20 protein-coding genes and 3 pseudogenes are annotated in these 23,236 nt (G+C 42.6%); 4 read left to right on the plus strand and 19 right to left on the minus strand.

From position 1 onward, the window contains the following. Nucleotides 1-326 (plus strand): hypothetical protein (locus M1L23_RS13160; protein ID WP_252627898.1); only part of this gene is annotated, 326 nt, incomplete at its 5' end. 42 nt (nucleotides 327-368) lie between these two features. Here the strand turns inward: M1L23_RS13160 and M1L23_RS13165 are convergent. The 4 genes from M1L23_RS13165 to galE form a co-directional block, all read right to left on the minus strand. Continuing rightward, the gene (locus M1L23_RS13165; protein WP_252627899.1) at nucleotides 369-680 is read right to left on the minus strand and encodes a hypothetical protein; all 312 of its coding nucleotides are present in this window, start codon (nucleotides 678-680) and stop codon (nucleotides 369-371) included. A gap of 145 nt (nucleotides 681-825) precedes the next feature. Then, nucleotides 826-3,825 carry a YjbH domain-containing protein gene (locus M1L23_RS13170; RefSeq protein ID WP_252627900.1) on the minus strand — a complete coding sequence of 1,000 codons (3,000 nt, stop codon included), beginning with the start codon at nucleotides 3,823-3,825 and terminating at the stop codon, nucleotides 826-828. Further along, nucleotides 3,818-4,549 carry a YjbF family lipoprotein gene (locus M1L23_RS13175; RefSeq protein WP_252627901.1) on the minus strand — a complete coding sequence of 244 codons (732 nt, stop codon included), beginning with the start codon at nucleotides 4,547-4,549 and terminating at the stop codon, nucleotides 3,818-3,820. The genes M1L23_RS13170 and M1L23_RS13175 overlap by 8 nt, the downstream gene beginning before the upstream one ends. A gap of 68 nt (nucleotides 4,550-4,617) precedes the next feature. Then, nucleotides 4,618-5,649 (minus strand): UDP-glucose 4-epimerase GalE, encoded by a 1,032-nt coding sequence (gene galE / locus M1L23_RS13180; RefSeq protein WP_252627902.1) that lies wholly within the window; start codon nucleotides 5,647-5,649, stop codon nucleotides 4,618-4,620. A gap of 133 nt (nucleotides 5,650-5,782) precedes the next feature. Here galE and M1L23_RS13185 point away from each other — a divergent pair, with 133 nt between their 5' ends. Beyond that, complete coding sequence (locus tag M1L23_RS13185) at nucleotides 5,783-6,691, plus strand: sugar transferase (protein ID WP_252627903.1); 909 nt, start codon at nucleotides 5,783-5,785, stop codon at nucleotides 6,689-6,691. 154 nt (nucleotides 6,692-6,845) lie between these two features. On the opposite strand, the pseudogene M1L23_RS13190 reads toward M1L23_RS13185, so the two are convergent. Next, a pseudogene (locus M1L23_RS13190) lies at nucleotides 6,846-8,001 on the minus strand (phosphohexomutase domain-containing protein); the annotation flags it as partial. 72 nt (nucleotides 8,002-8,073) lie between these two features. Here M1L23_RS13190 and M1L23_RS13200 point away from each other — a divergent pair. Next, a protein-coding gene (locus M1L23_RS13200) for an IS3 family transposase (protein ID WP_252627906.1) occupies nucleotides 8,074-9,635 on the plus strand; the annotation gives its coding sequence in 2 pieces (ribosomal slippage) (nucleotides 8,074-8,542 and nucleotides 8,542-9,635; 1,563 coding nt in all). A gap of 42 nt (nucleotides 9,636-9,677) precedes the next feature. Here the strand turns inward: M1L23_RS13200 and M1L23_RS13205 are convergent. The 8 genes and pseudogenes from M1L23_RS13205 to M1L23_RS13235 form a co-directional block, all read right to left on the minus strand. Beyond that, a pseudogene (locus M1L23_RS13205) lies at nucleotides 9,678-9,884 on the minus strand (phosphoglucomutase, alpha-D-glucose phosphate-specific); the annotation flags it as partial. Between the two features lie 35 nt (nucleotides 9,885-9,919). Further along, nucleotides 9,920-11,086 (minus strand): nucleotide sugar dehydrogenase, encoded by a 1,167-nt coding sequence (locus M1L23_RS13210; protein ID WP_252627907.1) that lies wholly within the window; start codon nucleotides 11,084-11,086, stop codon nucleotides 9,920-9,922. A gap of 39 nt (nucleotides 11,087-11,125) precedes the next feature. Next, the gene (locus M1L23_RS13215) at nucleotides 11,126-11,905 is read right to left on the minus strand and encodes a glycosyltransferase family 2 protein (protein WP_252627908.1); all 780 of its coding nucleotides are present in this window, start codon (nucleotides 11,903-11,905) and stop codon (nucleotides 11,126-11,128) included. Between the two features lie 3 nt (nucleotides 11,906-11,908). After that, nucleotides 11,909-12,694 carry a glycosyltransferase gene (locus M1L23_RS13220; RefSeq protein WP_252627909.1) on the minus strand — a complete coding sequence of 262 codons (786 nt, stop codon included), beginning with the start codon at nucleotides 12,692-12,694 and terminating at the stop codon, nucleotides 11,909-11,911. A 3-nt stretch (nucleotides 12,695-12,697) separates the two neighbouring features. Continuing rightward, a complete protein-coding gene (locus tag M1L23_RS13225; protein WP_252627910.1) occupies nucleotides 12,698-13,411 on the minus strand; it encodes a glycosyltransferase family 2 protein in 714 nt (237 codons plus the stop codon). Beyond that, nucleotides 13,395-13,475 carry a hypothetical protein gene (locus M1L23_RS15100; RefSeq protein WP_420840642.1) on the minus strand — a complete coding sequence of 27 codons (81 nt, stop codon included), beginning with the start codon at nucleotides 13,473-13,475 and terminating at the stop codon, nucleotides 13,395-13,397. Before M1L23_RS15100 ends, M1L23_RS13225 begins: the two co-directional genes overlap by 17 nt. A gap of 57 nt (nucleotides 13,476-13,532) precedes the next feature. Beyond that, complete coding sequence (locus M1L23_RS13230) at nucleotides 13,533-14,828, minus strand: phenylacetate--CoA ligase family protein (protein WP_252627911.1); 1,296 nt, start codon at nucleotides 14,826-14,828, stop codon at nucleotides 13,533-13,535. A 9-nt stretch (nucleotides 14,829-14,837) separates the two neighbouring features. After that, nucleotides 14,838-15,620, minus strand: coding sequence for a glycosyltransferase (locus M1L23_RS13235; RefSeq protein ID WP_252627912.1), 783 nt, complete (start codon nucleotides 15,618-15,620; stop codon nucleotides 14,838-14,840). A 232-nt stretch (nucleotides 15,621-15,852) separates the two neighbouring features. Between M1L23_RS13235 and M1L23_RS13240 the strand changes: the two are divergent. Further along, nucleotides 15,853-16,821, plus strand: a pseudogene (locus M1L23_RS13240) (IS30 family transposase). A 95-nt stretch (nucleotides 16,822-16,916) separates the two neighbouring features. Here the strand turns inward: M1L23_RS13240 and M1L23_RS15030 are convergent. The 6 genes from M1L23_RS15030 to M1L23_RS13270 all read right to left on the minus strand — a co-directional run bounded on the left by M1L23_RS15030 (nucleotide 16,917) and on the right by M1L23_RS13270 (nucleotide 23,226). Further along, nucleotides 16,917-18,137 (minus strand): O-antigen ligase family protein, encoded by a 1,221-nt coding sequence (locus M1L23_RS15030; protein WP_252627913.1) that lies wholly within the window; start codon nucleotides 18,135-18,137, stop codon nucleotides 16,917-16,919. Between the two features lie 202 nt (nucleotides 18,138-18,339). After that, nucleotides 18,340-19,398, minus strand: coding sequence for a glycosyltransferase (locus tag M1L23_RS13250; protein WP_252627914.1), 1,059 nt, complete (start codon nucleotides 19,396-19,398; stop codon nucleotides 18,340-18,342). Nucleotide 19,399: 1 nt separating this feature from the next. Beyond that, nucleotides 19,400-20,467 (minus strand): non-hydrolyzing UDP-N-acetylglucosamine 2-epimerase, encoded by a 1,068-nt coding sequence (wecB, locus tag M1L23_RS13255; RefSeq protein WP_252627915.1) that lies wholly within the window; start codon nucleotides 20,465-20,467, stop codon nucleotides 19,400-19,402. 67 nt (nucleotides 20,468-20,534) lie between these two features. Further along, nucleotides 20,535-21,173 carry a serine O-acetyltransferase gene (locus tag M1L23_RS13260; protein WP_252627916.1) on the minus strand — a complete coding sequence of 213 codons (639 nt, stop codon included), beginning with the start codon at nucleotides 21,171-21,173 and terminating at the stop codon, nucleotides 20,535-20,537. Beyond that, nucleotides 21,130-21,954: a polysaccharide deacetylase family protein gene (locus M1L23_RS13265; RefSeq protein WP_252627917.1), complete on the minus strand. Its 825-nt coding sequence runs from the start codon at nucleotides 21,952-21,954 to the stop codon at nucleotides 21,130-21,132. Before M1L23_RS13265 ends, M1L23_RS13260 begins: the two co-directional genes overlap by 44 nt. A 141-nt stretch (nucleotides 21,955-22,095) precedes the next feature. Further along, complete coding sequence (locus M1L23_RS13270; protein WP_252627918.1) at nucleotides 22,096-23,226, minus strand: N-acetyl sugar amidotransferase; 1,131 nt, start codon at nucleotides 23,224-23,226, stop codon at nucleotides 22,096-22,098. Nucleotides 23,227-23,236: the final 10 nt, after the last annotated feature.

Raw genomic sequence — 23,236 nt, forward strand, 5'->3', positions numbered from 1 at the left:
ATATTTTCCGTGGCCGTTGCCCCAACCATCGTGCGGCGTACGGCAGTGCCGTACCTACAAAATATTTCCCGTGGCCGTTGCCGATAACCACCGTGCGGCGTACGGCAGTGCCGTACCTACAAAATATTTCCCGTGGCCGTTGCCCCAACCACCGTGCGGCGCACGGGAATGTTACCGTTGTCGTTGCCGTTAACCACCGTGCGGCGTACGGCAGTGCCGTACCTACAAAATATTTCCCGTGGCCGTTGCCGTTAACCACCGTGCGGCGTGTGGGAATGTTTCCGATTGCCGCCCAACCCAAATACAAAAATGCCGCCCTAGTTTAACCTAGGGCGGCATTTATATTTACCAAAAACCAGTCCGGGAAGTTAACCAGTGCTGGTGGTGGTTACTGTGGTTGTCGGTGGCGTTGTTGGTGGTGGTGTTACTGTGCCGCCGTCGCCATCCATCGGGTTGGCTTTTGATTTACCAACTGTGCCTACAACTGCGCCAACAGTTACTGCTCCAGCAGCCAATACACCTGGGCCTAATGCACCTATTGCTGCACCAAATCCACCTGCCGCGCCGCCGGCTGCACCAGCTCCTGCGCCCGCACCAGCTCCACTGCCTGTGCCTTGCGCCATAACTGGGCCGGTCGCTAATGCTAGCGCTGCCACTATAGCTAAAGTAATTTTTTTCATAATACATCCTTAATTCGAAACGTACGTATAAAGTGATGGCCCGCTAAAGCCACCTTGAGCTCAAATGCTCGTTCATACCTGAACGAACACCCTTACTATCCTCTGATCCACACTAAAATTCAAGAACTTTACAATTCCTTCACCCTTAACGCCCATAAAACGGCGCGCGTAAGTCGGTGGCGCCATACAGCGACACGCGGCGGCCTAAACGTTGGCCACCATCCCGTGAAAGCGGTACCCAATCAAAGCCTAAGCGGTTGCGGGTTGGCAACACCCCTAACAAGTCAAAGGGTATGCTTACAAACACGCCTTTAGTAAAGCTGCCTTCGCCGTAATCTTCAGCCGAAACGTTGGTTATGTGCGCATAGGCCCCCACTATTACCCCGCTGTCGAAGCGGCGCTGAAACTGTATGGCGGCGCCGGTGTCTTTGGCTAAAAACTTACCTATGCCCACTTGTAGCATCGAATCTTGCAGCCAAGGCATTTGGTAGTAGGCGGTTAAAAAGCCGGTTACCGTGGTGTAGTCCCGTAAGCCAAAGCCGCCATTAAAATCGCGCTGTTTTACCCAGTTTACATCTAAGCCTAAAGAAAACGGCGAATCGAGCGGACGCCACAGGGCTTCTGCCCCTACACCCGCAAACATGCGCTCTAACAACCCGGCGTAGGCCATGCCATACACGGTGTCGCTAAAGCGCTGAAAACGGGTTATTTGCAAGGTATCTAACCAAAAGTCATTGTCCATGTACTCCCGCGAGTAGGTGCGTACCCGGGGTAATGGTAAGTGGTCAAAGGCGTCCACTTTAAAATTAAATTTATCGAAGTTGTTCGACAGGTTTATGCCCACATCGGTTACAAACCAGGTGCTGTCGTCTAACCACAGCTGTACCGAGCCCTTTAGCCCTAATTGGTAAAAGTGGAAGGTTTCTGGCGCGCCAAAGTCTTGCTCAAAAAATGGTTGTAGGGCATAGCCGGGTTTAAAGTTATATTCCGACGCATCGCGCCACACGGGGCTGTCCCAGTCCGGTCGGTGGCCTGGCTCTACGCGCTGAAACACTTCTTTTACTGCGGCGGGCTTGCGCTCAATCAGCTCGTTGGCAATTTGCGCCCGAAACTCAGCGGCAGGCACTTGGGTGGCCACCATGGGAATAAACAAACTTTGCTCAACAAATTCATAGGTTGCTACACTTTCTGGCAGCTCGGCGGCCAACACGCGGGCGGCGCGCTCTATGGCTTCATTGCCATCACGAAAACGGTAGGGGTGCACATAGGCGGTCACTTTGCTTTCATCTTCATTTACCGCAAATCGGGCCGACCGAAACGCATACTGCTTATCAAGCTTGGTAGCTACGCTGTCCCACTCAACATCTTGCAGGCGCACTTCTGGCGCAGGGGTGGCGGCAACCCGCGCTGGGGTCACTTTCATTTGCGACAAGGTGCTTAAATTGGTGCGTATGGTAAAGCCAAAAGTAAAGGTGTCGCCGCGCTCATAACCTAATTGTAAATCAAGCCAGTCGTAGGCACGGTAGGTTAAGCCTATATTCACTGGGGTTTTCGGGGTCATATCAACGCCGGCGTTATCCTGTGAATAGTCGTTGCCTTCATATTCTAGCTTCAAGCGTAAACCCGGTACTGGTGTTTGGTATTCAACCCCACCGAAAATAGCCGCATCGCCACGAAACCAATTGCCTGTTTCCAGCTTGCCGCCTTTGCCTGAAAAACCATCTTCCCGCTGACAAAAAGAATCTTTCACTTCACAAAAGGGGTTGGGGAATGAATCGCGCGTGCCTAAACGGCCAAAACCAACGCCTAAACTAAAGTCAAAAGCGCCCCAGCGTTTATTGGCCACTACATATTCGCCGCTAAATATGCCCGTGCCGGCAAAGTCATTTAAACCGACAGAAATTTCAGGCAAATAATCGCGCTCTTGCAGCAGCCGAACTTTTAAATCGAAGCCTTTGTCCGTATAAACGTTAGTGCCACTAAAGCCAGGTGAATTACTATAAAGCCGATTCGGAATTCGCACATAAAACCCGGTGGCTTCTAGCCAAGGTAATACTTGTAAAGAAGCACTATACCGACGGTACTCACTCATATCAGAATAGCCCAAGCTAAACTCGCCTTCCTCGGCCATGCGGGCGGTGGGGGTTTGTAGTAAACCTATGCCGCCATAGTTGGTGCGGGTTGGGCTTAAGTCGTGCCGCTGCCAGTTATTGGCGCTGGGTACGTACTGTTCAACGCTGCGCATAATAGACGAGTCCATCAGCTGCGCACCTGGGTCGGCCCACCAGTGGCGAAGTAAGCCGGCTATCTCTTCGTTCAGTTGTTTTAGGGTACGGGCGTGGGCTCTTTGGCTGGGGGTTAAACTTAGTAGCGGCTCTTCAAAGCCAAGTAGCACAATATCCCCAGGTAACATTTGCACTGGGCTGGCGTTATAGTTACCCCACGTTACATTTGTCCAACCTTGTTCACTTATGTGCGCATTAGCGGGCGCACCGCTACTAATATGGTAAGCATGGCTGGTATTGGCATCGGGCCAAAGTAGTTCATTGGCATGGTGTGGCTGTAAATAGCCACGTAGGGTTTGCTGCGGCTGTATCGGTTGTTTACCCGCGCTTTTAGTTAAGCCATACACATAAAAATGTGGCTCGCGTTCGGGTAGGTATAAATGGTAAATACCTTCTGCTAATAAGGGGTTTTCTTCTAAAAACAAGCGGCTGGCGTCTAAATTAGGTGCGCCATAGGGCTGCCACGCTAAAATCATACTACTTAACTGCTCAACTAAAGCCATGGCCTGTGCAGCGCGCTCACGCTCACCTTGCGCTAGCCAATAGTCTGCTAGCCCATGCAGTTGCTCAATAACAGTTAAGCGTTTGGCTTCTAGGCTATCTTGCTTACTTAAGGGCCCTGCCACCATGCTTAAACGGGCGTTGGGCCAATAAATATCTATATCAGGACTGCTTTCAGGCCAGTTTACTAAAGCCGCATCGAGCACCTGGCTTAACCGCACTCTGTCGTTAAAGCTAAGCTCTAACTGATCATTCACTATTACTTTTATCGGTGCGGTTGGCGCCTCTTGCTGCTCGGCAAAAGCAGCGCTGGTAAAGCTAAGGCAGGCTAAGGCCATCATCCATAGTAATCTAGTCATTGCGCCCTACCCACTTTACTTGTGTTAGTTCTATTGGCTTGGTGTTTGCGGTTAATTGCTGGCGGCTTTTCACCACATGGCCGTCGGCGGCTAACCAAAACTCATTGGTAAAGGCTTGGCCCGTAAACATAAACTGCCCTTGCTCTTGCACCCGGGTTACTTGCGTTAAGCCACTCGGCAGCGCTACCGTTTCTGGCCCTATGACAGTAAAGCGCGAAACAACGGTGTCCGTGCTTCGTGGCTCGCTGCTTTTTTTGTAGTTAGGGTGCGAATATGTAGGCTGTATGTCTATTTGGCGGGTCCACTTTGTTGGGCAGTTTGCATTAGTGGCACTGGCGTTAACAGTTGTGAGTATACAGCGCAGCGGATCGGCGGTTAAATTCGACACCCCAGCTAAATCCACCGCTAAGCCGGCGGTGCTAATAATGCGGTTATGCTCTGTTACTAAAGTTTCTCTACCACCGGTTACCCAGGTTAAGCGCTCTACTGCACTGGTTTGGTTCACAAAACCCAGCACAATTAGCACTTGCGTGCCGCCGTCTACTCGAGCATATATAGCCGTATAGGGTAATTCAGCAATTTGCTCCGCCGTTAACACCACATCTTGGGGCTTTTGCCGCGACACATCCCATATTTTTTTAATGTCAGCGGTTAGCGCAGAGCAGCCGCTGAGAAGAAGGCTAGCGAAGAGAGCAAAGCTGGCTAAAGAGGCAAGTCGTTTCAATATGAAGTTCCTTTGTTAAATACAGCGGTCTGGAAATACATTAAGCCCAAACAATACATCACATTCGGTTACTTTTTGTAACCGTTAGGGTTGTTCGACTGCCAGCGCCAAGTATCACGCACCATGTCTTTTATTGTTTTTTCTGTACGCCAGTTTAATTCTTTAGCTGCTTTATCAACTGCAGCATAACAAGTGGCAAGGTCACCCGCACGACGAGGTGCTACCTTGTAAGGGATCTTAACGCCATTTTCATGTTCAAATGCATGTACGAGCTCAAAAACGGAAGTTCCTTTACCACTCCCAAGATTATAAATAGCACACTCTGCTTCTTTATTTGAAAACATTTTATTCAAAGCCGCCAAGTGGCCTTTGGCTAGGTCCACCACATGAATATAGTCACGCACCCCGCTTCCGTCTGAAGTCTCATAATCATCGCCGAATACTGACAGCTCCGGTAGTCGCCCTACAGCTACTTGGCTAATGTAAGGCATAAGATTGTTTGGGATACCCTGAGGATCCTCACCAATTAAGCCAGACTCATGGGCGCCTATGGGGTTGAAATAGCGAAGCAAGGTGACATCCAATGGGTTCGCGGTATTCTTACTAGCCGCATGAATGTCTGTCAGTATTTGTTCTACCATGGCCTTCGACGTGCCATACGGGTTTGTCGTCGTACCACGAGGCATGCTTTCTTTATACGGTGCAGGTGCTTCTTCTCCATACACTGTCGCGGAAGAGCTAAATACTAGCTTAGAAACACCCGCCTTCTGCATTGCTCGCACTAAGCATAAGCTTCCGTTTACATTCACATCATAGTATTCTGTGGGCTTTTCGACACTTTCCCCTACGGCTTTTAAGCCAGCAAAGTGGATGACTGCTTCAATTGGATAAGCGCTAAAAAGCTCATGAAGACCAGCTTCATCCCGAATGTCACCCTGTACGAAGGTAAGCTTTCGGCCAGAAATTTGTTCGACACGTTGTAACGACTCTACACTTGCATTACTCAAATTATCGAGCACCAACACTTTATAGTTATCGTTCAAAAGCTCTAATACGGTGTGGGAACCAATATAGCCGGCACCGCCTGTCACTAAAATCATATACTCAATCCCTAATAATCAATGTGAACCAACCATTGCTCACTTAAACAATACAGATTACAAATCATGCCTGCGCTGTTATAATACGTTCTTCAACTACCTTTACACCTAGAAAAAGAAGGATTTTGCGCTGATGTTAAAGCCAAAAAGGAAAACAATCCACCTATACTGTCCGAAGGAACACGAAGCGTCAGTAACATCAGTATTACAAAAGTACGAAATTAATTTCACCATAAACAGCTTCGACTTTCAGACAAACCGTGGCGATGTGGTTTGTCACTATCGCAGCTATGATTTATCACATGAACAAAAGAAGATACTTATTGAAGCTACCGAAAAAGGTGCTTGGGTAGAGCCTCTCACAAGCTACCTCGACCGAGAGCTAGGCTTCACCGAAATTAAGCTGGTAGATAGTAGCTTTTTTCTCTATCAAAAAGCTTTCTCGATATTGAATAGTGCAAGCAGTAAGTTCATAAAGCGGAGTTTTGATCTCATTCTCGCTAGCATTGCTATCATCATGCTATTACCACTCTTTATTCTTACCGCTCTCGCTATCAAGCTAGATAGCCGTGGACCTGTGTTATTTAAACAAGCTCGCACAGGCCTTTTCAATAAAGAGTTTAAGGTTATTAAGTTTCGCTCTATGACAACAGATGCAGAGAAAGACGGCGCACAGTGGGCTACTAAAAATGACGCAAGGGTTACACGAGTTGGCAAATTCATTCGCAAAACCCGCATCGATGAATTGCCACAGTTATTGAATGTCATCAAAGGAGAAATGTCGCTCATTGGCCCACGACCAGAAAGAGAAGTGTTTATTCAAGATCTAGAGAAAAGCATTCCATACTACCGTTTTCGACACTCAGTTAGACCAGGGATTACCGGGTTAGCTCAGGTTAAATACCCTTACGGGGCTTCAATAGAAGATGCGGAATGGAAACATAGATACGATCTATATTATATAAAACACCAAAGCTTTTGGGTTGATGTTAAAATCACTCTATTGACTATACAAACAGTAATATTTGCCAAAGGCCTGTAATAGCTCAGTCTCCCAATCGAAGAGCTGATTACTTAAACACGACAACTATGTTGACAGACACCGAACGCCACCACGTCATTGCGAGCGAAGCGAAGCAATCCATCTTTCCAACAGCACGGTGCTACAGACAATACGTGGCGGGAAGCAATCCACCTCACAACACCCCAGCCAACAACCCCTGCGCCTCATCAATCAACAACTGCAAATGCGCTTCACTGATAAAGCTCTCAGCATAAATCTTATACAACGCCTCAGTACCACTGGGCCGCGCGGCAAACCAGCCGTTCTCGGTACAGACCTTAATCCCACCAATTGCCGCGCCATTGCCTGGGGCATTGAGTAGCACCGCGGTAATCGCCTCACCCGCCAATTCAGTGGCGCTAATATGCGCAACAGTCAAACCCTTAAACGCAGCCTTCTGCTCAGGCGTGGCAGCGGCATCAATGCGGCGGTAATAAGGTGTACCGTGTTGCGCCGTGAGCTTGGCGTAATACTGTGAGGGGCTTAAACCGGTCACGGCAGTGATTTCCGCCGCTAACAAACACAAGACAATACCGTCTTTATCCGTGGTCCAAGTGTCACCGGCAAAAGTCAATACAGTTGCTCCTGCACTTTCTTCGCCGGCAAAAGCTAATTCACGCTGATGCAAACCCTCAACAAACCACTTAAACCCCACTGGCACTTCATACAGCTCACGGCCATGGGCCGCGACAATGCGATCCATCAAGGATGAAGTGACCAAGGTTTTGCCAATTTTTAGCGTAGAAGACCACAGCGGCCGATGGGTTAACAGGTAATCCACACACACGCACAAAAAGTGGTTGGGATTCATCAAACCGGCGGCATCAACAATGCCATGCCGATCTGCATCGGGGTCATTGGCAAAGGATAAAGCAAACTGCTCACGAATCTTCAGTAAATTCGCCATGGCCGCAGGGCTTGAGCAATCCATACGAATACGACTCGGCAATATAACGCGCCACATAATCGTACTGCGCAAGCTGCGCCAAAGCATCCGATAACGCCACACGCTGCACCGCAGCACAAGCATCACGCAAATACTGATTCGCCCGCGCTTCAATCCAACTCGTCACATCACTGTCTGCTGGACCACCATCGGGCGTGTTGTATTTAATACCGCCATCTTCCGGTGGATTATGCGATGGGGTAATAATCAAACCATCGGCCAAATCCGCCGAGCGCTGCGCGTTATAGCTTAAAATCGCCCGACTGACCAAAGGCGTCGCCGTCACGACCTCATCCTGCGTCACACGCACCGCTACCTGATTGGCCAGCAACACCTGGAACGCCACCTCCCCCCCTCTGGCAGGATAGTTGACACTACTTAAAATTTAACCAGTTAGGGCGTTAAGGTTTTGATTGTGCCACGTTATTCTGAAGAACGTAAAAATGCAGTTCTTAGTAAATTATTACCCCCGTTGAATATGACGGTCGCAGAAGTATCTCGGGTTGAAGGCATTGGTCTACAAACTTTGTATAATTGGCGAGACAAAGCCAAATTACAGGGGCGCTCAGTGCCAGGAAACAAACCAACTTCCGAACAATGGTCAGCAGAAGCTAAACTTGCTGTTGTTATTGAAACAGGCTCAATGAATGAAGCCGAGCTTAGTGAATACTGCCGCTCTAAAGGGCTCTACGTTGAACAAGTTAAAGGCTGGAAAGCCAGCTCACTTAAAGGTTTTGCAAATTCACGTGAGCAAGAGATTGAATCTAAACAGCAGCGTAAAGCGGATCAAGTAGAAATTAAAAATCTCAAGCGCGAGCTGCGAAGAAAAGAAAAAGCTCTGGCTGAAACTGCTGCATTACTGGTACTAAGAAAAAAGCTGGATGCGTTTTGGGAGAACGACAACGAGGACGATTAACCTCGGTCTCAGAGCGCACACAGTATGTTGCATGGATACGTGAAGCCAACCAGTCGGGTGCGCGGTTACCGCTCGCCTGCGACGAAGTAGGGATTAGTTTGCGCACTTACAAACGTTGGTACCAAGACGGACAGGTACTTGCGGATAAGCGGCCTGATGCCGTACGCCCTGAGCCTTTAAATAAGCTTTCTAAGGCAGAGCAAGATGCAATATTAGCGGTGAGCAATGAAAAGCGTTTTGCTAGCTTACCGCCAACGCAGATAGTGCCAACACTGCTTGATGAAGGCGTTTATTATGGCTCAGAGTCTACTTTTTATCGGGTGTTACAACTGCATGGCCAGCTGCATCACCGTGGCCGTAGCGCTGCGCCTAGGGGGCATAAAGCACCCAAGACTTTTGAAGCAACTGGGCCATGCCAAGTCTTTTGCTGGGATATCACCTATTTACCGAGCACGGTGCGCGGTCAGTTTTTTTACCTGTATATGATCGAAGATCTGTTTAGTCGTAAAATCGTTGGCGATGAAGTGCATGAACAAGAGTCGGGTGAACTCGCTTCGGAGCTGCTGCAGCGTACGTTATTACGAGAGGGTTGCCTGCACTCAGGTTTGGTGTTGCACTCTGATAACGGTGCGCCAATGAAGTCACAGACGATGCGTGCAAAAGCTTATGAGCTTGGTGTTACAACGTCTTACAGTCGCCCTCGAGTGAGTAACGACAACCCATTTGCAGAGTCATTATTTAGAACCTGCAAGTACCGGCCTGAATGGCCATCGAACGGTTTTAAAGGCCTTGATGAAGCGCGTGATTGGGTGCTGAAGTTTACGCGCTGGTATAACTACGAACACAAGCACAGTAAGTTGCGTTTCGTGACACCTCACCAGCGTCACACTGGGCAAGATGAAGTTATCTTGGCTAAGCGCAAGCTGCGTATGGAAGCTATAAAGGCGGCAAATCCTGATCGTTGGGGTAAGCGTGATGTTCGCAATTGTGAGCCTGTTGGGCCTACCACACTGAATCCAGAAAAAGAACACATTAAGCAGGAAGATAAACAAGCCGCTTAAACGGTAAAAAGGTGTCAACTAGCTTGAAAAACACCGCTCCCAAGCCGGGCGTGATAAAGCGTGAGTGTCTAAACCGATAAACAACGGCCCAGTAATCCCCGCCTGCCAACGGTAATCCACCACAGCTTGAGCAATGGCGAGAATGTGCAGCTCATTAAAACTGGCAGTTAAAGAAGAACCGCGATGGCCAGAGGTGCCAAAGCTGACTAACTGAGCGGGAAAAGTAGAATCGGGGACAACTGAATAGAAAGCGTTAGTCCATGTACCAATCAAAACAGCCTTCCTTAGTCGCTACCAAACAAATCACGGGTGTAAACCTTATCTACCACGTCTTCTAACTCTACAGACAAGCGATTTGAGATAATCACATCAGCTTCTAGCTTAAACGCGGATAAATCTCGAATCACTCTTGAGCCAAAAAAGTACGCTTCATCGAGTACGGGCTCATACACAATCACTTCAATGCCTTTCGCTTTAATGCGCTTCATCACACCTTGCATAGCGCTGGCTCGAAAGTTATCAGAGCCTGTCTTCATAACTAAGCGATACACACCAATAACTTTAGGCTTGCGCTTTAATACCGCATCGGCAATAAAGTCTTTACGAGTACGGTTGGCATCGACAATTGCGCGAATAATATTATTAGGCACCTGTTCGTAGTTAGCCAAAAGCTGCTTGGTGTCTTTAGGGAGGCAGTAACCACCATAACCAAAAGACGGATTGTTGTAATGATTGCCAATACGTGGGTCGAGTCCTACGCCTTCAATAATTTGTCGACTGTCTAAACCATAAGCTTCGGCGTAGCTATCCAACTCGTTAAAGTAGGCAACGCGCATAGCTAGATAGGTATTAGAAAACAATTTTACCGCTTCGGCTTCGGTGCTTTCAGTGAATAGCAGCGGTACATCTTTCTTAATTGCACCTTGTAGTAACAGCTGAGCAAATTGCTCTGCTCTTGCCGAGCGTTCACCAACAATAATACGTGATGGATGCAGGTTGTCGTATAGTGCCTTGCCTTCACGTAAAAACTCAGGTGAGAAAAGTAGATTCTGCGTATTAAATCGCTGTTTAGCTTCTTCGGTGTAACCCACGGGAACTGTAGACTTAATCACCATCACAGCATTAGGATTAACCGCTAGCACTGCCTGAATTACAGTCTCGACACTGCTGGTATTAAAGTAATTATTTTTTGGATCGTAATCGGTAGGTGTAGCAATAATTACAAAGTCAGCGTCTGCGTAAGCAGTAGCCGCATCGAGCGTAGCAGTAAAATTAAGATTGCCTTCAGTTAAAAAAGCTTGGATTTCTTTGTCTTCAATCGGTGACTGGCCTGCATTAAGCAGTTGAACTTTTTCTGCAATAATATCGACTGCTATTACCTCATTGTGCTGAGCTAATAAAACAGCATTAGATAGCCCCACATAACCAGTGCCGGCAATAGCGATTTTCATATCAACTTCCTTAAATTAACTTTGGTATACACAATATAATCACTTCAAAATGCCTAAGAATCTAGCAACGCCTGGATATTTTGTACGTAACAACCCGCGAACAGCATAATGTGAAAAATAATAACTTGCTTTAGGTAAGCTTAATTTTTCAATGTCACGATATAAGCGCCAAGTAAACAGAGCAGCGCTTTTCTTGTTTGCAGATATGGAATCTTTACGTACTTTGTAAAAGCCTAATGTCTCGTTTAACCCATACGCATATTTAGTTTTCTTCAGCAGTTTTAACCACAAACCTAAATCCTGCCTTTTGCGTATTAAAGGCATGTAAACTTTGCCAAAAAACTCAGTGTCATACATTGCGGTTAAGCAACCAATAGAACATGACTTAAGTAAATCAGAGTAGGTAACTTTATCAGGTACACCTACATGGCCAAAAACCTTGCCAGCTTCATCGACTTTATCGTAAGCAGCAAAAGTGAATGGGTAATCGTTCGCTTGCATAAAAGCTAGTTGCTTCGCTAATTTGTCTGGTGACCATGCATCATCACTGTCTAAGAAAGCTATATAACGGCCTTTCGCAGCTTCGATTGCAGTATTGCGGGCAACAGCAGCGCCTGAGTTCTCAGCCAGTTGAATCAGCTTAATTCGCGGATCTTGATCAGCGAAAGACTGAATCACCTCAACGGAGTTATCAGAGGAACAATCATCAACAATGATCATTTCCCAGTTATCAAAAGACTGAGAAGTTACTGACTTAAGTGTTTTCAAGATAAAAATTGAGGAGTTGTAAGAGGGGGTTATGATGGTAACTAATGCCATTATTTATTTAACTCCAAACATCAAGGTTTTTGTAAAAGGGATGGCATAACCTTCTTTAAGTACAGCAGGAAGCTTTTTTAACCAAAATGCAAAAATAAAAACAAAACTTTTCCAGCCAAATATCCGTTTAAACATCTCGCGTTTTGCTAAGATTTTAGGGAAGTTCGAATAAAAATCCATCCCTGATATTATATCAGGGTGGATGCCTGTGATAATGGGATAATACTTAACCGCTAAGTTGTTTTTTAAACAGTCTGTTAGAAGAATGTACTCTTCTCCAGATGGAAGGTTTGTTCCTAGTCCAAAGCGCTCATCAAACGAAATATTTTTGTTTTTTAAAGACTGAATGTTCAAACAAATTTCAATAGACGCAACACGCGCTGAGCTTAGGAAATTGTGAGCGAACGTTGAGTTAGAGTATGGGCGTGGTGAGTTATCACTTTTAAATTGGTACTGACATGTAGCTACATCGACCTTTTCTTGTTCCATGAAATCAACTAGCTTTTCAATTGCGTCTAAGTCAACCTCAACATCATCATCCATTATGTACCCGTACTTAGTAGTGCATATCTCTAAGGCCACATTACGACTTTTAGAGAGACCAGGGTAATCCAAACGCTTGTAAGTAACGTCAAGTCGACCTTCAAAAAGATTGTCGTAGAGCAAGTCAATACAGTTATTATCAAATACCTGATGAACAACAACGTAATGAATATTTTGATTTTTTGGAAGAATCAAATTGCTGATGTTGTTGTTCACAGTCGATATGAGAACGCTTATCTTATGCATTGTTTAGCTTAGTCTTATAAGAAAAAATAGAAATTTGTACTGGTCAAGCCCAAGCAAACGGGCTAACCGTGGAAACATCGTGCGCAAAACACCACGCACTGCATAATACGAAAAATAATAACTGGCTTTTATCAGGTTTAGTTGTTCAACTTCACGATACAACAGCCAGGTGTAGGCAGAAGCATTGCTTTTTTTGGAGGAAATAGAGCCAGAACGAACCCGATAGAGTGCTAAAGGCTGTTGGATGCCATAAGCGTAATTGACATTTTTCAATAGCCTTAGCCAAAGACTAAAGTCTTGTCTTTTACGAATCAGTAGCATGTAAACCTTACCCAGTTTATGAGTATCGTAGATTGCGGTTAAGCAACCGATAACACAACACTTCAAAAGCTGATCGTAATTGACCTTTTCAGGCACACCAATCAAACCCAGAGGCTCTCCCTGTTCATCAATTTTTTCATAGGCTGAGTAAGAAAAAGCAATATCTTTTTCCTGCATAAACTGCAGCTGACTTTCCAATTTATCAGGAAGCCACAGATCATCACTATCCAGAAACGCAATAAAACGCCCCTGCGCATCCTTAATCGCCGTATTTCTTGCGACTGCAGCACCCGAATTTTCAGACAACTGAATCAGCTTAATCCGTGAATCCTGCTCAACAAAAGACTGAATCACCTCAACCGAATTATCCGTTGAACAATCATCGACAATAATCATCGACAATAATCATCTCCCAGTCAGAAAACGTCTGGCCCAAAACAGACTGAATGGTTTCAGAAATAAATGGATCGGAATTATGGGAGGGGGGTTACTATGGTAGTAAAATTCATACAATCTTCTATATATATGACTCAAAATCTTTTAACTTTTTCTTCTTATCATGTATAAGAACATTTGGAATTATTTCAATTTCCAACGCATCAGAAAAATATGATTTCGATACTTCATTTATCAATACCAATTCTTTATCAGTAATTTCTCTATCCAGTAAAAATTTTAATTTTCCAACCACATGTTGTTCAGCTTTATAATTCAGAACAACTCCGTAATCTAATGCCAGCACCTTAAAAATGTAGTAAAGAGTCAGTGAAGGGTAACTAGAACCATTTTTACCAACAATACTTTTACCGACACGACCTAATACTTCATTTATTATTTTATGCGAACGACCACATTTACATTTAGTATCTGACAAAGAAATGTAATCACCAAGTTCATACCTTATAATCGGAAAAGAAAATGATGCCAAATTTGTTACAACAATCTTACTCTCAACCACCTCGACTATACAATTTTCTTCATTGATATGCATAGAACCATGAGGACATTCAAAAGCAATTATCCCAGCTTCAGCAGAGCCGTACTCACTAACAATTTTCTGACCAAATGCTTTAGTTGCAGCATCTTGATAGTGATCATAAATCTTCTCAGAAGTACCTTTCACAAGTTTTAAATTTTTAAGCATTGTACCATCAGCAGTTAATTTTTTTGCAACCTCATAAATCATCGAACTATAACCGTGTATGTATTTAGCTTTTTTAGCCTTTTTTACAAACTTATCAATATCATTATCATAATAAGAGAAAAGCCTGAATCTATTTTGTAAAAAATCTAATAATGAAGTTTTCAACCTACCCAAAAATGAAAAGGAATAACCCCAAAAATAACCATTTCTGTCCCATAAATTCACACCGTACCAACTCATACCACGTGCTATCGATGCACGATTGATAGAGTCCCACTCCTCATTTTTCCAAAAAGTAAGAGGCTCTCCACTTGAACCTGATGTTTCGGAAAAAAATAGTTTTTTAAACTGATAATTTTTTATGGTGTGTATTCTCTCATTTTCACTTATTAATTCCGACTTAGTAACCGTATCTATAAGCCTAAGATATTCGAAAGGATCAAAATCCCGATTAAAATTCAATCCGACTTGGTCAAATCTATCCTTGTAAAATGAGCTATGATTGTTTGCAAAGACTAATAAATCTTTAAGCCTTGACCTCTGAATCTGAATTATTTCAGACTGCTCGGCATAATCCGTTTTTAATAAATTAGAATAACTATCTAAAAAAGAAGGGTTCCTCTTTTTCACCCCAAGCATAAACACAATTCTTGATATAAAGTTAATCATTTCTTTGAACTACTTCCCAATAAGCATCAACTTTGTAAAAGACCAAAAATATCCTCGTTTATAAACAATATTTATCTTTTTCAACCAAAATGCAAATATATAAAAAATACCAAAAGCACCAAAAACCCTTAATAACATTTCCCTTTTTGCAAGAACTTTCTGTGGGGAACTAAAAAAATCTGTGCCTGAAACTAAAACTGGATGGATACCAGTAAGCAAAGGAAAATATTTAATTGAAAGCCCAGCATTTAAACAATCACTCAAAAATATATATTCTTCTCCCGATGGTAAAGTAGTCCCCAAACCAAATCTTTCATCAAAATTTATGTTTCTTCTTCGGACAGAGTCAACATTTAAACTTATATCAATCGATGCAACCTTAGCTAGAGATAATTTGCCATGTTTAAAAACATTTTGCTTATATTCATATGGATATAAGCCGTTCTGATAAATATGCTGACATGTGCCTACATCCGCCTGTTCTACTTCCATCCAATCAACCAACTGCCTCATTTTTTCCAAATCGAAATCCACATCATCATCCATAATATAGGCAAATTTGGTTTTTACACTACTCAAACCAACATTCCGGCTTTTAGAAAGACCGGGGTAATCCAATCGGATATAAGTGACATCATCACGCGAGATAAAATCAGGCAGCGATTCATTTTTATATGAAGCATCATAAACTTGATGGACGACAACATAACAAACATCACTATGAACTGGCTTTAAATTCAAACCCAAAATGCGTTGATTAGCTGTTGAAATAATTACTGATAAACTTTTCATTAACTCCCTCGATGCAAAAAAAAAGGTATGTAGTTTGTAAGGAAGTCACGCGTAGGATTAGTGGAAGCAAGGTAAAGAGTATTAAAATAAGCAAACGCAGAAACAAACAATACAAAACCTGAATTCAGATAATAACCGCAACACTCATGTAAGGGGATAGGTCGAAGGGAGGTCAGCTACCGACTTCACATATGGTAGGCTTGCTTTTCGACCAAAAAAAACAGGTTCCAACATGAGTTATCGGCAGCTGACCGAGGGACAACGATATCAGATTTCGGCGTTCCTCTCACAGGAATTTTCACAGCGAGAAATTGCGAGAAAGCTAGATGTTGCACCCTCGACCATCCATTGAGAATTGCGACGTAACAAAGATAAAACAGAGTCGTATGACCCTGAAGTAGCTCAGCAGCGCACGTTATCGCGCCGTTTAAAGCCAAAGCCCAAGCGCATTTGTGACAACACCGAATGCGCTGTGGAGTTCATGCTCCAGCTCGATTGGAGCCCTGAGCAGATTTCAGCAATTTGCACCAGGCTGGGTTACTCGGTCAGTCACGAATGGATTTATAACTATGTCCGGGCTGACTTTAATGATGGTGGCTCGTTGTTTAAACACCTGAGGCATAAGCTAAAGCGCTATAAACGCCGCTTTGATAAGCAACGTGGTCGCATACTGAATAGACGCTCTATTCACGACCGACCATCAATTATCGAGCAGCGTGGTCGTTACGGCGACTGGGAAATCGATACTGTCATTGGTAAACAAGGCACGGGCGCGATGGTGACCTTGCTGGAGCGAAAAAGTAACTTTTATCTTGTGAAAAAAGTGTCCAGTAAGCAGGCCGACGTCGTGGCAGACGCCACGATAGAAATGCTGCAGCCGTTTAAATCACTGGTACACAGCATTACGAGCGACAACGGCAAAGAATTCGCTGAGCATCAACGCATCGCTCGTGAGCTTGATACCGATGTCTACTTCGCTGACCCATATGCATCATATCAGCGGGGTGCCAACGAGAACGCAAATGGTTTGCTACGACAGTATGTGCCCAAAGGCACCGACTTGCGCACAGTAACGCACAGACAAATTGAGGCATACCAAGCCCGGCTGAACGAAAGACCCAGGAAAAAACATGGGTACCTTCAGCCGGTGAATATTTTTAAAGAGCAATTGCAACTAGCTATGAGCGGGTGTTGCAGTTAATAGTTGAATTCGGGCACAATAATAGACTCAATTGGTTTGAGTCTGCGCTAAACAATTGAGTGCGTCACTGCGATTTCTAGAGAAACTACTGCTTTTCAAACTGAAGCTGTCAAGTTTTTTGTCATAGAACTATAGCCAGTTTTATAATTAATAACCCAACCTATAAAAAACCAAATATAAACACCACTCCATATTACACTTGAGAAAAATAAATAAAATACACCTCCAAAAAAAATCATAAGTATAAAAAACCAGTCGACAGCGCTAATGTTCTTATCAAACAAAACCAGACCAAACTTCACAAGAACACAAATAACTGGCACAGCAAGTATAAGCCCTCCTTCATAAAGCAATTGAAGTATAAAATTGTGCACATAATAATTATATTTACTTTCAAAAGAAGCTATACCGTTTCCAATTATAGGGCTATTTAAAAAACCCTCAAATCCTTCTCCCCAAATCCGATATCTACCAGAAGAAAGATCTTCATTATTTTCATAAGCATAAATAATTCTAATTAACGACCTAGACTCAACATTATAATCAGAAAGCAATGAATTAAACCAAATCATAATGCTATACAACTCAGAATACAAAACAAACATAAAAACGAGAACTATAAATACAAACTTAAAATTAAACGACTTGTATTTTTTAATAGCAAAAAATATAAAAAACAACACAAAAGCTAATAAAAAACTTCTAGCCCCAAATGTAATCATAAAGATAAAAAAAACTGAAGCCAAACAAAAGGAAACAACCCTTATAATTTTACTATCATCATGCAATGAATTATAAAATAAAATAAATAAATACATACTAACAATATGAGAAATCCGCATATAGTAGCCAAAAGTATCAGTTATATATGAAGGAGTAAAATTATAAAAAACAACTAGATAAACAACCGGAGATATAACAAGTGAAAACAAAACTGCTAATCTGTATAAAAACTTATGGTCAAAATCAATACTAGAGTAAATAAACCCACACACCCCATAAATAATGAATGTGGAAAAATAATCTATATACGTCTTGTGGTCAACATTAAAGACTAAAGGAGTTATTAAGAAATAAACAAAAAACAACAATAAAAAAACCAATGCACCCTTTTTTAAAACCCTTCCACCTTGAACATATATTCCTATAAAAAGACTTATAAAAGCAGATGCTGCAACTATACCGGGAACTGGAAACACAAGAGTTAACCCTGGAGAAAAAAACAATAGAGACAAACCTAAACTAGCAACAATAGGCTTTGAAATTATTAAAGTATTAATATATATGACTCCAGCAAAAATAAAAACACAAACCACACGAAAATATCAAATCACTGATTTTATCAGCCATCTTTTAATTATTTAACATATTCTCATGTTATATTAAAAACCTCGATCTGAACCACAAAATATAAACTTCTACATTTTGATTCAAACAAAACAACCATATAATGTTATTTAGCATATAACAGTCAGTCTGGCCAAGTGCAAAGAATCCAAAAAATTATAAAATATAAAACTATAACCTATATAGCATCTTCTTCAGTTTTTCTTCAAGTGCGAGATTGTTTTCAGCATACACTCTTACTTCTTCCGGTGCTGGTAGATCTCTTTGAGCAAGCTTTATCAGAATTTCAGCTATTGGTTCTATACTTTCATCGTTAGGCACAAGAAACCTATAAGGTGAGTCTTCTGGAAAGTCTGGATCTTTACCCGCCCCAATCACACACAAGCCTTTAGCTATATACTCCCTGGTTTTAAGCACAGATGCTTCATCAAGCCCAATTCTAGACAATCCAAGACTTGCCACACTTATATTCATACTTTCATAAGCTGCTTCAAGCTCTTGACCATAAAGTGCGCCAGAAAAACGAACATGAGCGTTTAATTTTAGTTCATCAGCAAGTTTTTTTAATTCAGGTAAAAGTTCACCATCACCTACTAAGTTTAAATTTATTTCGATATCAGGATCTTTTTGCTTTGCTAAAGCCATTGCTTTAAGCAAGCGATCATAACCATGCCAAAAAGCAATACTTGCGACAGCAATTAAATTAATTTTATTTTCTTGCTTTTGCTGTTTAACAATTTTAATTGATTCATCAATTAAAATACCGTTACCCATTTTTAGAGTTTTACTTCTTAATCCAAAGGAAAAAAAATTAGACTCTTCTGCATACTGAATTATTAAGTTTGCCGGAAATAATATCCAAGAACTAAAAATATAATTCCATACAATTTTAATTTTTAAGTTTTTAGCTTGTGCGCCTCGCATTTCATTTAAAGCAATAGCGCGTGGTGTCGGTATATCAATTATAATTTTTTTACCCTGCAGGCGCTTTATTAATACGATAGGAAACAGTAACGTTTGGATAAGAAAAGAAAACCGTATAAAAATAATATCAGCATCATCGATAAGGATTGCTTTCCAGCTTTTATATTTATCAGCAGATTTGTATGCTTTGTGCTCAGCTTGTAAACCAAGGTTTTGTGCAGCTTTGACTGTATTGTCTATTTTTTTCATTACCCCGGGGAAATTCTCACTGCCGTAGGAATAATAGCTCATCTTTTTAAAATTCATATTAATTTACGCTCTGCAATATTCGTGCTATCCGCTTTGCCGCTTTACCACCACCATACAACCCACTCTCATCCTTAACCGCACGGCCTAAGTTACGCGTAGCAGCCTCAATAATCTTATCGGTATCCGCCCCCACCAACTCATTGGCCTCCGCTTCAACTAACTCAACCCACTCCGTCTGGTCGCGCATGGTGACGCAGGCTTTGCCCATAAAGAAGGCTTCTTTTTGTACGCCCCCGCTATCGGTTAACACTAAGCCTGTGTGTTGTAGTAACCACAGCATTTCTAAATAACCCACAGGTTCAATAAGATGCACATTCAGGGTTAAGCCTTGTTCAGCAATGACTTTACGTGTGCGCGGGTGTAGGGGTAAAACCACAGGAGCAAGGTGTGCGTGCAAATGATTTAGCGCAGCAACAATGGCAGCGAGCCGTTGTGGGTTATCGGTATTTTCAGCACGGTGTAAAGTGGTCAAGATAAAACCATCCACCACAGAAAACCCAACAGGCATAATCGCGCGTGGTGCAAACAGCTCCGCGCTATCCTGCATCACATCGCCGACCTGCAACACTTGGATGAGCTTATCGGCAAAGCCTTCGCGTTCTAGGTTAGCCACAGCTGAATCCGTTGGGCAAAACAACACACTGCTGATTTGATCCGTCAAAATGCGGTTAATTTCTTCTGGCATCTGCATATTAAAACTACGCAAACCAGCTTCAACGTGCGCTACAGGGATATGCAACTTAGCAGCGGCTAAAGCACCGGCAAGCGTGGAGTTGGTATCGCCATAGACCAATACCCAATCAGGCTTTTCTTGCAGCAAGACCTTCTCAATCTCAATTAGCATGCGACCGGTCATATCACCGTGACTACCACTACTGATATTGAGTTGATAGTCAGGACGTGGGATGGCCAGTTGATCAAAAAACACATCCGACATATTCGCGTCAAAATGTTGGCCGGTGTGGACTAAAACTTCAGCTAGGCCGTCGGTTTCTTGAATGGCTTTGGAGACGACGCTGGCTTTAATGAATTGAGGGCGCGCGCCTATAACTGTCACAATCTTCATGAAAAAATTACACCCTTTATCTAATTATAAAACCAGACAACCTATTTCCTATATTAGAATAGTAAAACTAGCCTTTATAACCTTTGATCAGTAACCCTTCGGAGGTTTTATCTGAAATAATTTTCGCTGGTATTCCACCAATTGTTGCATTTCCTTCTGAAAAACTTCTATTCACTACTGCATTTGCCCCTATAGACATATTTGATCCAAGCTGTATTTTTCCAAATATTTTAACACCTGGCCCAATATAACAATTATCGCCTATAGTCGGTGCATAATCACTCTTTCCAGCCTCTGTACCAATATTTACACAAACATGTATACGGCAATTAGCACCAACTTTCGCACCACCATTTACAACTAGCGTTCCTCTATGAGCAATTGACAACCCAGGCCCAAAGATATTAATTGGAATAGAATAGCCTAATTTACGACCTTGCATCTTATATCTATAAGCAATATATGCTCGATAAAATCTATTTTTTTTGCAGTTAGTCAAAAATTCTAATTTACGCATTGTTTTTTGAAAACGCCAAATATCATTAAACAAATAATTCATAAGTGTTTTCTCAATGCCTAAAGAAACTCTATCTGCCTCAAGAAATTTCAAATACTGTGCATATGTTTTAATCATCAAACGTACCCATAAAATTATAAAACCTTTAAGATACACAAACTTTGGTATAAAGTTTTTTATCAAATTCATTATGAAAATGACTATTATGCCAAAGCAACGTAAAGCACCCACTCACCCTACGACACGTATCTTTCAGCCCTGCAAATTTGTTCTCAGCCTCAGCGCCATAGCCTAAGCCCATATAACGGTCGGCGATTATAGTGCATTCCATAGCTATTAGTGGCCTTATGCGTATTTGTAGTGATTGCTGGGTGATGGTGTTAAACGCTGGGTACTCAAAGCAAGTGCCGCAACGAAAGCCGGGCAAGTCGGCGTAGCTTAGCGTTGAATCGTAAGTCATGCCGGCATCGTTCCACGCTTGTAAGGTGCTGGGATGCTCCCAGCGCAGGTAATGCATACGTCCACCAAATTCGTTTTGTTTGATACCTTCTTTTTGCATTACAGCCCGTAGGCGGTTGGCTTCTTGCTTTATGAGCTGGGGCGTTTGGTAGGTGCCGTAGCTGGGGTGTAGGCCAATTTCGTGCCCGCGCTGATGTATTCGTTGTATCAGTTCGCGTATGGCTGGCTCTTCTGGCTGATAGTCAGCATCCATGTTGCTGGTGGTGCCGCAGATAAAATAAAACGCACTGGTTAGCCCGTTTTTTTCTGATACATCCATTAGCCAGTCAAACGTATTATACGGGTCAGCAGGATGCAGCTTCTGGCCACTGTTTAAACGCACCCAAGGGGCTATCATTGCGCCTTTAATATCTCTGCGCTTAAGCACATCGCCTGCCATGTTTTTAAGTATGCTTTTAGCCGAACCAAAGCCATAACGGCTCGGTGCATCCACATCATGGCTCACCTTCATACTGAATTCATGCTGCTTAAGCCCAACCTGCGGCCACTGTTTTTAAATCACTTGCCCTAACACATGCAACTACTCGTCTACTACAGGGCGTACAAGCTAGTTGTGCTGATCGGCGTGGCTTTGGATGACTAACAAAATTTATTAATTACGTCCGATTAATTTTTTTATAACTTTTGCCATAAGTGGAGACACTTTTAAATACAAAGAGGTTGGATATTCATTATGCTGTTTACCTGGCTGGGACATGATTTGGTCAAATTCTTCTTTACCCATATCTAGCTTATCAAGCACTCTTTGAATCGTTTCTTGCATATCGGCTTCATCATACAAAGGAAGCTCATATTGACGTTGAGCTTCTTCACGAGTCATTTGTCCGGAAGCAATCATGCTGGATAGATGGGATGTGCGTTTATCAACACCAAATTTATGATAAAACCAATACTGCTGCACAAACTTTGTCAAATCGTTTTCCAGGTGCTTACCACCGTAGTATTCAAAACCACAATAACCCATGAGTTCTTGCATAGCTCTATCGCGGTTGTAATCAATTAAATTTAAGGGTGTAGGAGTCTCTACTTTCAATAAATAAGCATCAATATCTTTCTTAAAGGCAGACAAAAGGGTTAGTTTATTCAAACTTCCTTTCCCAAAATTTTTATGAATATACTTTAAATTAGTCAAATCATATGCTGTATACGTGTTACCTGCTTGCAAAATACATTCAAGCGCATAGTTACTACCAGAGACAAATGTTCTAAGTTTATTTTTTTTCATAAACTCATAAACAGCTGCAAACAATACATTATCTTGCGGCACGGCTAGATTTGGTACGCCAGCACGCATATAAGCTTTAGTTAACTCATTAAATTGCTCTGTGTCTGGCTTTACAATTTTCATATCTAAATTAGGAAAGTTAGCTATACGCTCTATGTTTCTTTTGGAGACTTCTGTATCAAAGCCATCATCAACATGAACAGCTAATATTCTAAGCCCCCACTTTACAGAACCAAGGTAAGCTAAATAAGAGGAATCAAGACCTCCTGAAATACCCATTAAACAATCGTATTTATGATCTTTATTTTCTTCTTTTAATCGCGCAATTAACTCTTGAAGCTTTTGTTCTCCAAGTTTGTTAGGAAAATAAACTTTATCTTGTATTTCTAGTGCATAGCTACAGTAGTTACAGAAACCTTCTTTATCAAAAGCTATTTTATCATCAGATTTGTTGTCCATAATACAGCGGTTGCATTGCTGATATTTTTCTTTATTCATAATAAGTCAC

It is taken from the genome of Aliidiomarina quisquiliarum, assembly GCF_023922585.1.
GTDB classification, from domain to species: Bacteria; Pseudomonadota; Gammaproteobacteria; order Enterobacterales; family Alteromonadaceae; genus Aliidiomarina; species Aliidiomarina quisquiliarum.

Excerpts from the sequence above, each read along its gene's own strand:
- M1L23_RS13165 (WP_252627899.1), bottom strand. The coding sequence starts at position 680 with ATGAAAAAAATTACTTTAGCTATAGTGGCAGCGCTAGCATTAGCGACC.
- M1L23_RS13170 (WP_252627900.1), bottom strand. The coding sequence starts at position 3,825 with ATGACTAGATTACTATGGATGATGGCCTTAGCCTGCCTTAGCTTTACC.
- galE (WP_252627902.1), bottom strand. The coding sequence starts at position 5,649 with ATGATTTTAGTGACAGGCGGTGCCGGCTATATTGGTTCCCACACCGTA.
- M1L23_RS13185 (WP_252627903.1), top strand. The coding sequence starts at position 5,783 with ATGTTAAAGCCAAAAAGGAAAACAATCCACCTATACTGTCCGAAGGAA.
- M1L23_RS13210 (WP_252627907.1), bottom strand. The coding sequence starts at position 11,086 with ATGAAAATCGCTATTGCCGGCACTGGTTATGTGGGGCTATCTAATGCT.
- M1L23_RS13215 (WP_252627908.1), bottom strand. The coding sequence starts at position 11,905 with ATGGCATTAGTTACCATCATAACCCCCTCTTACAACTCCTCAATTTTT.
- M1L23_RS13220 (WP_252627909.1), bottom strand. The coding sequence starts at position 12,694 with ATGCATAAGATAAGCGTTCTCATATCGACTGTGAACAACAACATCAGC.
- M1L23_RS13225 (WP_252627910.1), bottom strand. The coding sequence starts at position 13,411 with ATGATTATTGTCGATGATTGTTCAACGGATAATTCGGTTGAGGTGATT.
- M1L23_RS13230 (WP_252627911.1), bottom strand. The coding sequence starts at position 14,828 with ATGATTAACTTTATATCAAGAATTGTGTTTATGCTTGGGGTGAAAAAG.
- M1L23_RS13235 (WP_252627912.1), bottom strand. The coding sequence starts at position 15,620 with ATGAAAAGTTTATCAGTAATTATTTCAACAGCTAATCAACGCATTTTG.
- M1L23_RS13250 (WP_252627914.1), bottom strand. The coding sequence starts at position 19,398 with ATGAATTTTAAAAAGATGAGCTATTATTCCTACGGCAGTGAGAATTTC.
- wecB (WP_252627915.1), bottom strand. The coding sequence starts at position 20,467 with ATGAAGATTGTGACAGTTATAGGCGCGCGCCCTCAATTCATTAAAGCC.
- M1L23_RS13260 (WP_252627916.1), bottom strand. The coding sequence starts at position 21,173 with ATGAATTTGATAAAAAACTTTATACCAAAGTTTGTGTATCTTAAAGGT.
- M1L23_RS13265 (WP_252627917.1), bottom strand. The coding sequence starts at position 21,954 with ATGAAGGTGAGCCATGATGTGGATGCACCGAGCCGTTATGGCTTTGGT.
- M1L23_RS13270 (WP_252627918.1), bottom strand. The coding sequence starts at position 23,226 with ATGAATAAAGAAAAATATCAGCAATGCAACCGCTGTATTATGGACAAC.